This is a genomic window from Kitasatospora sp. NPDC029367, assembly GCF_055569135.1.
In genome coordinates, this window is the sequence record NZ_JBVHYH010000011.1 from 39,430 (window position 1) to 51,848 (window position 12,419).

Here is a 12,419-nt window from a genome sequence, read left to right on the forward strand (position 1 = left end):
CGCGTCCGGGGGCTACTTCACGTTCTTGGCGAAGTAGTCGAAGGCCTGCTTGGCCTGGTCCTGGAGGGACGGACCGGCCCGGTAGCCCGCCGGGTCGCGGCTGCCGAGCGAGCTGACGCTGACCAGGTTGGGCCTGCCGTCCTTGGTGATGAACCAGCCGCCGCCGCCCGCGCCGCCGGTCATGGTGCAGCCGATCGCGTACATCGGCGGGCGGGACCGGTCGAAGGACAGCCGGCCCGGCGGGGCGGGGGAGTCGCACCGCTCCAGCTCCGTGCCGTCGAAGGGCCGCTCCACCGGGTAGCCGAACGCCACCACCGAGGTGATCTGCTCGCGCGGGGCGTTGAACCAGACCGGGACGGAACCGCCGACGGCCTCCTCCAGGGACGGGCCGGAGGCGGACTCGCCGCGTACCCGGACGATCCCGTAGTCGTACTGGTCGTGGGCGCCGACCCCGCTCTCCTGGAGCCAGGTCGGCGAGACCATGGCGCGCACCGCCGTCCACCGGCCGTACGGGGCGGCCTGCTGCTCGCCGTCCGGCTTGCCGCGGGCCGGCTGGCCGTCCCGGTTGCCCGCCTGGCCGTCCCGGTTGTAGGCGGGGACGAAGACCAGGTTCTTCACCCAGCCGCCGCCCCGGCCGTCGTGCAGGCAGTGCGCGGCGGTGTACACCAGGTTGCTGTGGCCCGGGTTGAGCGGGTCGGTGACCACCGTGCCGGAGCAGGCCGCGTCGCCCTGCGGCGTGGTCATCAGCAGCCTGCCGACCACGGCGGAGTCCGGGCCGTACGGGTGCGGCTGCGGCCGGGCCTGGACGGGGGCCGGCGGGGTGTCCCGGTCGACGCCGGGGGGTGCGGCGGCGGTCGGGGCGTACTCGGGGGTGGGCCGGGCCTTGGCGGCCTCCGTCCGGGCCGTCGTCCAGTAGCCCGGGGGCACCTGGTTGGCGAAGCCGCTGTCGGCGACGTAGCGGGCCCAGTCCGTCGGCTTCCAGCCGCTCAGGTCGCCCAGGCTGGTCGGTGCGGCCTTGGGCAGCGCCGCGGGCGGGGTGGCGGGGGCGGTGGGGCCGGCCGGCGCGCAGGCGGCCGCGGTGAGCGTCAGGGCGGCGAGCAGCGCGGCGCCGGCCACGGCGGCCCGCCGCCCCGTGGTGCGGGGGGTGCGGCGAGTGGTGCGGGTGTAGCCGGTGGTGTCAGTGGTGCCGGTGCTGTCGGTGGTGCTGGTGGTGCTGATGGTGCGCAAGCTGAGGAGTCCCCCTGGTGGTGCCGGTCACTGCTTCCTGGAGATCCAGTCCAGGGCCTGCTTGGCGACCGTCTCCAGGTACGGGCCGCTCAGCGAGGTGTGCTCCTGGGTGCCGATCGAGGTGTTGCTGACCAGGGCCGTCCGCCCGTCCGGCATGGTGGCGAACCAGCCGCCGCCGCTGGCGCCCTGGGTCATGTTGCAGCCGATGGTCAGCATGGACGGGCGCTTGGGGTCGAAGGACAGCCGGACGGGCTTGCCGCCGTCGCACTTGTACAGCTCCTGGCCGTCGAACGGCTTGACCAGCGGGTAGCCGGTGGCCGAGACCCTGAGCTGGTCGCGGGGCGCGTCGAACCACACCGGGACGGCCGAACCGACCGTCTCCTCCAGGGACTTGCCGGTGTCGCTCTGGTTGTGCACGCGCATCACCGCGAAGTCGTACTGGTTGGCGGCGTCACCGGTCTGCCCGCCCTCGACCATCCACTGCGGGGAGGTGACGATCTGGTCGGCCCACCAGGTGCCCAGCGGGGCGAGCTCGGACAGCGGGGCCTTCTTGCCGCCGCTGGAGGCGCCCGAGTTGTTGTAGGCGGGGACGAAGACCAGGTTCTTGTAGAAGTCGCCGCCCTTGCCCTCGTGCACGCAGTGGGCCGCCGTCCAGACCAGGTTGCTCCGGCCCGGGTGCTGGGGGTCGGCGATCACCGTCGCCGAGCAGTTGCCCCGGCCGCCCTGGGCGGAGAAGAACACCTTCCCGGAGGGCTGCTTGAGGTACGGGCGGGGCACCTGGACGGCCTTGACCACCGGCGGCTCCGGGTCGGTCACGCCGTCGGCGGCGGCGGGCTTGGCGGTCGGCGGCGCCGGGTCGGCGGGCTTGGCGTCGCCCATCTTGTCCGGGTTCCAGAAGTCCTTCACCACCGGGTTGTTGAAGACGTGCTTGGACGCCCACTTGTCCCAGTCGTCGTACTTCCACTTCTTCAGGTCGTCCCAGGTCTTCGGCAGGCCCTCCAGCAGGCTGGTCGGCAGGCCGGACGGCAGGGTGATCCCGCCGATGACGCCGCCGGGGGCGGCGGAGCCGCTCGCGTCCGTGCTGGGCGGCGGTGCGGCGACGGTCCGGTCGGTGCCCGCCGGGCCGTCCGGCCCGCAGGCGCTGACGGCCAGCAGCGTTCCGGCGACCAGGGCGGCGGCCAGGGCTGACCGGTGGATCGGTGGCATCGGTGCGCTTCCCCCTGTGCTCGCTGTGCTCGCTGTACTCGGTCGGACTGTGTCGGGTCGGTCCTCGGTGCGGCGGCCCGCCGCCCTGGAGTCTTCCATCGCCGTACAGGACGACGGCGGCCGCCCCCGGGTTCCGGGAGCGGCCGGAGGTCATCGATCCGTGACGCGGAACCGGTCCCCTCGTTGGCACAGCAGGGCCGCCCCGCCCGGTGACGCACTATCCCCGATCTTCACCCGGACGAGTGAGCAGTCCTTGTGATCACCCGTCAGGGATAGGTAACCCTTACCTGACGCGACGGTGCGAGCGCCCGCCGATCCCCTCCACCACCCGCGCGCGTCCGCACCCCCACGCGCACCAAGGAGCAGCCTTGAGCACCGCCCTCACCGGAGCCCCGCCCGTACCGCCGCCGACCGCGCAGCGGGCCGCCTCCGGCCCCGACCCGCTGCTGCACCCCGACCCCGCCGTCGCCGCCGAACAGGCGGCCCTGGAAGCCCTGTTGCGCTGCTGGGCCCGGGAGACCGGGGCCCGCCCCGGCGCGGACGGCCGACTGCGGATCGACGTCCTCGGCGGGGCCGCCCGGCTCACCGCCGCCGTCCGGCACTGGTCGCCCGGCGGCTGGCACCGCTTCGGCCCGGCCACCCTCTCCGCCGGGGACGGCACCGCGGCCGCCCCGGTGGACGCCGTCACCGCCGCCGCCCTGCTCGCCGCCGCGGCCGCCGAACGGCCCGACCCCGGACAGGTCGCCGACCTCGCCGCCCGGGTCGCCGACTCGGTGGTGCGCACCGCCGAGATCCTCGCCCACCGCCGTACCGCCGCCGAACCCGGCGGGCCGGAGCGCTCCGCCTTCCTCGCCGCCGAACAGGCCCTGCTGCTCGGCCACCCCCTGCACCCCACCCCGAAGAGCCGCGACGGCCTCGGCCCGGCCCAGAGCGCCGCCTACTCGCCCGAACTCCACGGCTCCTTCCAGGTCCACTGGTACGCCGTCGACCGCGGCCTGCTCGCGGCCGGCTCCGCCGTCGCCGAGAGCGCCGACCGGATCACCGCCACCCTGCTCGGCGGCCACGCCACCCTGCCGCCCGGCACCGCCGCCCTGCCGCTGCACCCCTGGCAGGCCCGCGAACTCGCCCACCGCCCGACCGTCGCCGCGCTGCTCGCCGACGGGCTGCTGCACGACCTCGGCCCGGCCGGCGAGCCCTGGTACCCCACCTCCTCGGTGCGCACCGTCTACCGGCCCGGCACCCCGTGGATGCTCAAGCTCTCGCTCGGCCTGCGGATCACCAACTCCCGCCGGGAGAACCTGCGCAAGGAGCTCCACCGCGGCCTGGAGGTGCACCGGCTGCTGGAGAGCGGCCTCGCCGCCGAGTGGCGGGCCGCCCACCCCGGCTTCGACATCGTCCGCGACCCCGCCTGGATCGGCGTCGACCACCCCGACCTCGGCGACCCCGGCGGGCTGGACACCGTGCTGCGCGCCCAGCCCTTCGGACCGGCCGAACGCGCCCTCTGCGTCGCCGGGTTCGTCGCCGAACAGCCGCGCGGCACCGGCACGACCGTGCCGTCCGCCCTCGGCGACACCCTGCGCGCGCTCGCCGCCCGTACCGGCCGCCCGCTGCGCACCGTGGCTGCCGAATGGTTCCTGCGCTACCTGGACGCCGTCGTGCTGCCCGTCCTCTGGCTGGACGGCCGCGGTGGCATCGCCCTGGAGGCCCACCAGCAGAACAGCATCGTGCTGCTGGACGCCGAGGGCTGGCCCAGCGGCGGCCGCTACCGCGACAACCAGGGCTACTACTACCGGGAGAGCGCCGCCGAGCGGCTCACCGCCCGACTGCCCGGACTCGGCGAACAGAGCGACACCTTCCTCCCCGACGACGTCATCGACCACCACTTCGCCTACTACCTCGGCATCAACCACGTGCTCGGGCTGATCGGCGCCCTCGGCTCCCAGGGCCTCGCCGAGGAGACGGTGCTGCTGGCCGGGCTGCGCCGCTTCCTGGCCGGCCCGCGGGCCGCCGCCACCGGCTCCGCCCTGCCCGCCCTGCTGCTGGACGCGCCCACCCTGCCCTGCAAGGCCAACCTGCTCACCCGGATCAACGGCCTCGACGAACTGGTCGGCCCGGTCGCCACCCAGTCCGTGTACGTGGACATCCCCAACCCGGTGGCGGGCGCCTGATGCCCGACGAGCTGCCCGGGTGGGGCGAAGTCCCCACCCCGGCCGGCCGGTTCCGGCTCGGCCCGGTCCGGCTGCCGGAACACCTGGAGCTGCTCACCGGATGGATGAACGACCCCGAGGTCGACGCCTTCTGGGAGCTCGCCGGGCCGCCCGCCGTCACCGAGCGGCACGTCCGGGCCCAACTGGACGGCGACGGAAGCAGCCTGCCCTGCCTCGGACTGCTCGACGGCACCCCGATGAGCTACTGGGAGGTCTACCGCGCCGACCTCGACCCGCTCGCCGGGCACTACCCCGCCCGCCCGCACGACACCGGCGTGCACCTGCTGCTCGGCCCGGCCGCCAGCCGCGGCCGCGGCCTCGGGGCCCAGCTGCTGGCCGCCGTCGCCGAACTCGTCCTGCGCCACCGGCCCGACTGCCAACGGGTGGTGGCCGAACCGGACGTCCGCAACCGGCGCTCGGTCCGGGCCTTCGAACGGGCCGGATTCCGGGCCGCCGCCGAACTCGACCTGCCCGACAAGCGCGCAGCGCTGATGGTGCGCGACCGCGAAGCGCCACTCCCCGCCTAGGACACCCCTGTGGACACCTCGACACCCCACGATCCCCCCTACGACCTGCTCGGCGTCGGTATCGGCCCGTTCAACCTCTCGCTCGCCGCCCTCGCCGAGCCGGTGCCCGGGCTGCGCACGCTCTTCTGCGACCAGCGCCCCGAATTCCGCTGGCACCACGGCATGCTGGTGGACGGCGCCCGGATGCAGGTGCCCTTCCTGGCCGACCTGGTCTCGCTCGTCGACCCGACCAACCCGTGGTCCTTCCTCAACTACCTGCGCGCCCAGGACCGGCTGTTCCCGTTCTACTTCGCCGAACGCTTCCAGCTGCCCCGCCGCGAGTACGACCACTACTGCCGCTGGGCCGCCGACCGGCTGCCCAACTGCCGCTTCGGCACCGAGGTCACCGCCCTGCACCGGGACGGCCCGCTGTTCCGGGTCGAGCTGACCGACACCGCGACCGGCCGGCGCAGCACCGTACGGGCCCGCAACCTCGCGCTCGGCGTCGGCACCCGGCCGGTGCTCCCCGAGGCCTTCGCCGCCCTGGCCGACCACCCGCGGGCCTTCCACTCCGCCGAGTACCTGGACCGCCGGGCCGGGCTCGCGGGCGCCCGGGACATCACCGTGGTCGGCAGCGGACAGTCCGGCGCCGAGGTCTTCCTCGACCTGCTCCGCCGCCACCAGGACGACGGGGTCCGGCTGCGCTGGCTCACCCGCACCCGGGCGCTCGCCCCCATGGAGTACTCCAAGCTCGGCCTGGAACACTTCACCCCCGACTACACCCGCTACTTCCACGGCCTGCCCGGTCCCGTCCGGGACGCCCTGGTCAGCGCCCAGTGGCAGCTGCACAAGGCCGCCAGCGCGGAGACCCTCGCCGAGATCCACGACCACCTCTACGAGCGCACCATCGGCCGGCCGATCGACACCGCCCCGGTCGAGATCACCCCCGGCACCGCCGTCACCGCGGCCCGGCCCGGGCCGTGCGGCGGGCTCGAACTGGACTGCCGGCACACCGACTCCGGTGCCGAGCACGTGCTGCGCACCGACGCCGTGGTGCTCGCCACCGGCTACCGCGCCGCCCGCCCGGCCGCGCTCGAACCGCTCGCCCACCTGATCGACTGGGACGAGACCGGGCGCTACCGGGTCGACCTCGACCACCGGGTCGCCACCCGGCCCGAGCTCACCGGCGGCCTCTACGTCCAGAACGCCGAACTCCACACCCACGGGGTCGGTGCCCCCGACCTCGGCCTCGGCGCCCACCGGGCCGCCGTCATCCTCAACGCCGTCACCGGCCGGACCGTCCACCGGCTGCCCGGCCGCACCGCCTGGACCGGCTTCGCGCCGCCCGGGCCGGCGGCCGCGGCCCGGCCGGTGCCCGCGAGCGCTTCGATCGAGCAGACCCCCGTCGTCCCCCACCCCCAGGAGCTGTCCCGTGCCGCAACCGTCGGCCGCTGAACCGCCGCTCTACCTGCCCCCGCACCTCACCGCCGGGCACTGGCAGCGGGCCGGCCGCGCCCTGCTGGCCAAGATGCTCGGCGAGTTCGCCTACGAGGACCTGCTCAAGCCCGTCCCGGGCACCCTCGACGGCGAGTACCTGCTCAAGCTCCCCGAGGCCGAGTACCGCTTCGCCGCCCGGCGCGGCGCCTACGACAGCTGGCAGGTCGACCCCGGGTCGATCCGCTGCTCCCGCCCGGACGGCCTGGACCCGCTGCGCTTCCTCCCGTACGCCCGGGACGCGCTCGGGATGCGCGGCGACACCACCGCCCACCTGGTCCGCGAGCTGTCCGCCACGCTCACCGCCGACGCCCGCCAGCTCGCCACCGCGCTCACCGCCGCCGAGCTCGCCGACCTCGACCACCCCGCCCTGGAGGGCCGACAGGGCGGCCACCCGTGGATCGTCCCCAACAAGGGCCGGATCGGCTTCTCCGGCACCGACGCCGCCCGCTGGGCCCCGGAGGCCCGCAGCCCCCGGCCGCTGCCCTGGATCGCCGTCCACCGCCGGCTCGCCGAGTACCGCGGCGTGCCCGGCCTGGAACGCCCCGAGCAGCTGTACGCCCGCGAACTGGACGACGAGGCCGCGCTGCGCGCCCCGCTCGGCGCCGACGCCGACGACTACCTGCTGCTGCCCGTCCACCCCTGGCAGTGGGACGAGACGGTCCTGACGCTGTTCGCGCCCTGGATCGCCTCCGGCGAGATCGTCCCGCTGGCGTCGGACGGCGACCCACGGCTGCCCCAGCAGTCCATCCGCTCCTTCTTCAACACCGCCCACCCCGAGCGCTGCACCGTCAAGCTGCCGCTGTCCGTCCTCAACACCCTGGTCTGGCGCGGACTGCCGGTCGAACGCACCCTCGCCGCGCCCGCCGTCACCGCCTGGCTGCACGGGCTGCGCGACGCCGACCCGTACCTGCGGGACGACTGCCGGGTGATCCTGCTCGGCGAGATCGCCTCCGTCACCGTCGACCACCCGCTCTACCGGGAGATGCCCGACTCGCCGTACCAGTACAAGGAACTGCTCGGCGCGATCTGGCGCGAACCGCTCGGCCCCTTCCTGGCCGAGGACGAGCGCGCCCGCACCCTCGCCGCCCTGCTGCAGACCGGCTCCGACGGGCGCGCCCTCGCCGTCGAACTGATCGCCCGCTCCGGCCTCACCCCGGCCGAGTGGACCGCCCGGCTGTTCGCCGCGCTGCTGCCGCCGCTGCTGCACTTCCTCTACCGCTACGGACTGGTCTTCTCCCCGCACGGCGAGAACGCCATCGTGGTCTTCGACGACCGCGGCACCCCGACCCGGCTCGCGGTCAAGGACTTCGTCGACGACGTCAACCTCAGCGACCAGGACCTCCCCGAGCTGCGCGCCCTGCCCCCCGAGGTCGCCGACGTGCTGCTGCGGGAGAACCCCCAGGGGCTGTGCCAGTTCATCCACTCCGGACTGTTCATCGGCGTCTTCCGCTACCTCGGCCCGCTGCTGGAGGCGCAGGCGGGCCTCGCCGAGACCGAGTTCTGGGCCCTGCTGCGCGCGGAGATCCACCGCTACCAGGCCCGCTTCCCCGAGCTGCGCGAGCGCTTCGACCTGTTCGACCTGTTCCGGCCCCGGATCGACCGGCTCTGCCTCAACCGCAACCGGCTGCTCATGGACGGCTACCAGGACCGCCCGCACCGCCCGCACGCCGTCCGGCACGGCACCGTGCCCAACGCCCTGGTCGGCGTGGAGGTGCGGCTGCCCGGCAGCCGCCCCGGACAACGGGACCGGATTGTCGCCCCCGCCCCGTAGGGTGGAAGGGTCATGACGAACGACTCCGAATCCCAGCCCGCGACGGACCTCGGCGACGAGGCCGAGGAAGCCGTCGCCGTTCCGCGCTCGCGGATCCCCGAGCTGTTGCACGCCGCGGTCGAGGCCGTCGGCGGTGTGGAGCGCCCCGGCCAGATGCGGATGGCCGAGGCCGTCGCCGACGCCGTCGACCACTCCGAGCACCTGCTCGTCCAGGCCGGCACCGGCACCGGCAAGTCCCTCGCCTACCTGGTGCCGGCCCTCGCCCACGGCGACCGGGTGGTGGTCGCCACCGCCACCCTGGCCCTGCAACGCCAGCTGGTGGAACGGGACTTGCCGCGTACGGTCGAGGCGCTGCACCCGGTGCTGCGCCGCCGCCCGCTGTACGCGATGCTCAAGGGCCGCTCCAACTACCTGTGCCTGCACCGGGCCAACGAGGGCACCCCGAGCGACGAGGGCGAGGGCCTGTTCGACCCGGTCGACGCGCTCGGCGGCCCCACCGGCAAGCTCGGCCAGGACGTGCTCCGGCTGCGCGACTGGGCCGACGAGACCGAGACCGGGGACCGGGACGACCTCAGCCCCGGCGTCTCGGACAAGGCCTGGGCGCAGCTCTCGGTCACCTCCAAGGAGTGCCTGGGCGCGACCCGCTGCGCGTACGGGCAGGAGTGCTTCGCGGAGAAGGCCCGGGAGCGGGCCAAGCTCGCGGACGTCGTGGTCACCAACCACGCGATGCTCGCGATCGACGCGATCGAGGGCGCGCCGGTGCTGCCCGAGCACGGGCTGCTGATCGTCGACGAGGCGCACGAGCTGGTCAACCGGGTCACCGGTGCGGCCACCGCCGAGCTGACCGTCGGCGCCGTCAACCGCGCGGTCAAGCGGGCCGCCCGGCTGGCCAACGAGAAGGCCGTGGACGCCCTGCAGGCCGCCGCCGAGAACTACCACGGCCTGATGGAGACCGCCCAGCCCGGCCGGGTCGAGGAGCTGCCCGAGTACCTGGCCTACGCGGTCACCGCGATCCGGGACGCCTCCCGGCAGGTGATCACCTCGCTCGGCGAGACCCGGGACAAGGGCCTCAGCGACGAGGACGCCGTCCGCAAGCAGGCGATGGCCTCGGCCGAGACCCTGCACGAGACCGCCGACCGGCTGCTGGAGGGCTCCGAGTACGACGTCGTCTGGATCGAGCGCAGCGACCGCTACGGGCTGGGCACCGCCTCGCTGCGGGTCGCGCCGCTGAGCGTGTCCGGGCTGCTGCGCGAGGGCCTGTACAAGGAGCGCTCGGTCGTCCTGACCTCGGCGACCCTCAAGCTCGGCGGGGACTTCAACGGCGTGGCCGGCTCGCTCGGCCTGCCCAAGGAGACCAGGCTGCCGGACCAGCGCACCCCCGGTGACAACCCGGAGGCCGGCTCCGGTTTCGGCGAGGACGCCGTCCCGCACTGGCGGGGCATCGACGTCGGCTCGCCGTTCAAGTACCCCAAGCAGGGCATCCTGTACGTGGCCAAGCACCTCGCGGACCCCGGGCGCGACCCCGAACGGCCCGACATGCTCGACGAGTTGGCCGAGCTGGTGGACGCGGCCGGCGGGCGCACCCTGGGGCTGTTCTCCTCGATGCGCGGCGCCCAGGCCGCCGCCGAGGCGATGCGGGAGCGGCTCGACCACCGGATCCTGCTCCAGGGGGAGGACACCCTCGGCGAGTTGATCCGCGAGTTCGCCTCGGACGCCACCACCTGCCTGTTCGGCACCCTCTCGCTCTGGCAGGGCGTGGACGTGCCCGGCTCGGCCTGCCAGCTGGTCGTGATGGACCGGATCCCCTTCCCGCGGCCGGACGACCCGCTGATGAGCGCCCGCCAGCGGGACGTCGAACAGCACGGCGGGAACGGCTTCATGGCGGTCGCGGCGACCCACGCGGCGCTGCTGATGGCGCAGGGCGCGGGCCGGCTGGTGCGCGCGGCGGAGGACCGGGGCGTGGTCGCGGTGCTCGACCCGCGGGTGGAGACCAAGCGGTACGGGGGCTTCTTCCGGTCCTCGATGCCGGAGTTCTGGTACACCACGGACCGCAACCAGGTGCGGCGCTCGCTGGCGGCGATCGACGCCTCGGCGGCGCCGGTGCGGCCGGTGGTGAAGCGGGGCTGAGCGGGCTCGCTGTGTAGAAGGCACTCGCCCGTAGGAACGACGGAGGGGCTCCCCGCTGACGCGGTGGAGCCCCTTCCCGTCGTAGTGCCGGCCGCTCGCGGTGGCGGCCGGGTGCCGCCGTCAGAGGCGGCGCAGGACCGCGACCACCTTGCCCAGGATGGTGGCGTTGTCGCCGTTGATCGGCTCGTAGGCCGGGTTGTGCGGCATCAGCCAGATCCGGCCGTCCTCGCGCTTGAGCCGCTTGACGGTGGCCTCGCCGTCGATCATGGCGGCCACGATGTCGCCGTTCTCGGCGACCGGCTGGCGGCGCACCGTGACCCAGTCGCCGTCGCAGATGGCCGCCTCGATCATCGAGTCGCCGCGCACGGTGAGGGCGAACAGCTCGCCCTCACCGACCAGCTGGCGGGGCAGCGGGAAGACGTCCTCGACGGTCTGCTCGGCCAGGATCGGACCACCGGCCGCGATCCGGCCGACCAGCGGCACGTAGGAGGTGGAGGGCCGCCCGGCCGTCTCGGCGGTGTTGGGGCGGGCCACCTCGACGCCGCGGACCTCGTAGGCGCGCGGGCGGTGCGGGTCGCGGCGCAGGAAGCCCTTGCGCTCCAGGGCCATCAGCTGGTGGGCGACCGAGGAGGTGCTGGACAGGCCGACGGCCTGGCCGATCTCGCGCATGGACGGCGGGTAGCCGCGGCGCTGGACGGAGTCGCGGATGACCTCGATCACCCGGCGCTGGCGCTCGGTGAGGCCGGCCTCGTCGGTGCGGATGCCGGGGGGGCGGCCGGGCATCGCGCGGGCCGGGGAGGGGTGGGTGTCGTCCATGGTGGGGGAGTGCTCGATCGGCTGGTCGGGAACGCGGCCCGTGGTGGACACGGCCGGGCCGGAGAGGCGGTGGTCTTCGCTACGGTCCATGCTGATGTCCACGCTCTGCTGATTCGTGGTGCGCTGCCCCACCTTGAACTGGGAGTGTTCCTGCACCGGGATGGTGTTGGTTTCGACGGTGTTCACGGCGGCCCCTCTCGACGGCTGTCCTCTCCCCTTTTCCAGCCCAACGCGCCGCCTATCGAAAGGTTGCGCCAAACACACGTTCGAGTGAATTATTCGGGAGTTGACTGACTCGATCAAGGCTTTGTTGTACATCGAGTAAACGTTCGACCGGATGTCGACTCCGGAAGTCTAATCGGCGCCGACACGCCAGGGGTGTCGCTTCCCCCCGAGACCTAGATGTAGTGGCTAGAGTCCTCTCCGTGCCCAGTACTAGTGGTCGCGCCGCATGATCAGCTTGCCGAGGCCGGGGGCGCATCGCATAGACTCAACCGGTCCGCACGTCCTGCCAGGGAGGGATCCCCAGGTGCACTGCCCCTTCTGCCGGCACTCCGACAGCCGCGTCGTCGACAGTCGGACCACCGAGGACGGCAGCTGCATTCGCCGTCGTCGGCAGTGCCCGGACTGCGGCCGCCGTTTCACCACCGTGGAGACGGCCGCGCTCATGGTCATCAAGCGCAGCGGCGTCACCGAGCCCTTCTCCCGGCAGAAGGTCATCACCGGAGTCCGCAAGGCCTGCCAGGGCCGCCCGGTCACCGAGGACGCCCTCGCCCAGCTCGGCCAGCGGGTCGAGGAGTGCGTGCGGGCCAGCGGCAGCGCCGAGCTGACCACCCACGACGTCGGGCTGGCCATACTCGGCCCGCTGCGGGACCTCGACGTGGTCGCCTACCTGCGCTTCGCCAGCGTGTACCAGGCGTACGACGGACTCGAGGACTTCGAGGCCGCCATCGCGGAGATCCGCGCCGAGCGGCCCGCCCCCGAGGCGGACGGCACCTGCGTGCCCGTTCCCGCCGCCGCGCCCTAGGAGGCGCGCCGGGCCCCCGCGGGCCCGCCCAGGAG

At 74.1% G+C, this 12,419-nt stretch carries 9 protein-coding genes; 6 read left to right on the forward strand and 3 right to left on the reverse strand.

Translation table 11 applies throughout. The features are described 5' to 3' along the window. Window positions 1–12 precede the first annotated feature (12 nt). Both ACZ4W5_RS08870 and ACZ4W5_RS08875 read right to left on the reverse strand, forming a co-directional pair. On the reverse strand, window positions 13–1,227 hold the full coding sequence (locus ACZ4W5_RS08870) for a trypsin-like serine peptidase (protein WP_465653660.1): 1,215 nt from the start codon (window positions 1,225–1,227) through the stop codon (window positions 13–15). A 27-nt stretch (window positions 1,228–1,254) separates the two neighbouring features. After that, window positions 1,255–2,433 (reverse strand): trypsin-like serine peptidase, encoded by a 1,179-nt coding sequence (locus ACZ4W5_RS08875; protein WP_360237497.1) that lies wholly within the window; start codon window positions 2,431–2,433, stop codon window positions 1,255–1,257. A gap of 368 nt (window positions 2,434–2,801) precedes the next feature. Between ACZ4W5_RS08875 and ACZ4W5_RS08880 the strand changes: the two genes are divergently transcribed. The 5 genes from ACZ4W5_RS08880 to ACZ4W5_RS08900 are packed head-to-tail and all read left to right on the forward strand — an operon-like array spanning window position 2,802 to window position 10,541. Continuing rightward, window positions 2,802–4,601, forward strand: coding sequence for an IucA/IucC family protein (locus ACZ4W5_RS08880; RefSeq protein ID WP_465653661.1), 1,800 nt, complete (start codon window positions 2,802–2,804; stop codon window positions 4,599–4,601). After that, window positions 4,493–5,167, forward strand: a complete 675-nt coding sequence (locus tag ACZ4W5_RS08885) for a GNAT family N-acetyltransferase (protein ID WP_465653701.1) — start codon at window positions 4,493–4,495, stop codon at window positions 5,165–5,167. Before ACZ4W5_RS08880 ends, ACZ4W5_RS08885 begins: the two co-directional genes overlap by 109 nt. 9 nt (window positions 5,168–5,176) lie before the next feature. Continuing rightward, on the forward strand, window positions 5,177–6,601 hold the full coding sequence (locus tag ACZ4W5_RS08890) for a lysine N(6)-hydroxylase/L-ornithine N(5)-oxygenase family protein (protein ID WP_465653662.1): 1,425 nt from the start codon (window positions 5,177–5,179) through the stop codon (window positions 6,599–6,601). After that, window positions 6,579–8,414: an IucA/IucC family protein gene (locus ACZ4W5_RS08895; protein ID WP_465653663.1), complete on the forward strand. Its 1,836-nt coding sequence runs from the start codon at window positions 6,579–6,581 to the stop codon at window positions 8,412–8,414. The genes ACZ4W5_RS08890 and ACZ4W5_RS08895 overlap by 23 nt, the downstream gene beginning before the upstream one ends. 12 nt (window positions 8,415–8,426) lie before the next feature. Then, on the forward strand, window positions 8,427–10,541 hold the full coding sequence (locus ACZ4W5_RS08900) for an ATP-dependent DNA helicase (RefSeq protein ID WP_402489710.1): 2,115 nt from the start codon (window positions 8,427–8,429) through the stop codon (window positions 10,539–10,541). 120 nt (window positions 10,542–10,661) lie between these two features. Here the strand turns inward: ACZ4W5_RS08900 and lexA are convergent, their stop codons facing one another. Then, window positions 10,662–11,357 carry a transcriptional repressor LexA gene (gene lexA / locus ACZ4W5_RS08905; protein ID WP_188299320.1) on the reverse strand — a complete coding sequence of 232 codons (696 nt, stop codon included), beginning with the start codon at window positions 11,355–11,357 and terminating at the stop codon, window positions 10,662–10,664. Between the two features lie 529 nt (window positions 11,358–11,886). Here lexA and nrdR point away from each other — a divergent pair. Then, on the forward strand, window positions 11,887–12,384 hold the full coding sequence (gene nrdR / locus ACZ4W5_RS08910) for a transcriptional regulator NrdR (RefSeq protein WP_360237507.1): 498 nt from the start codon (window positions 11,887–11,889) through the stop codon (window positions 12,382–12,384). Window positions 12,385–12,419 lie beyond the last annotated feature (35 nt).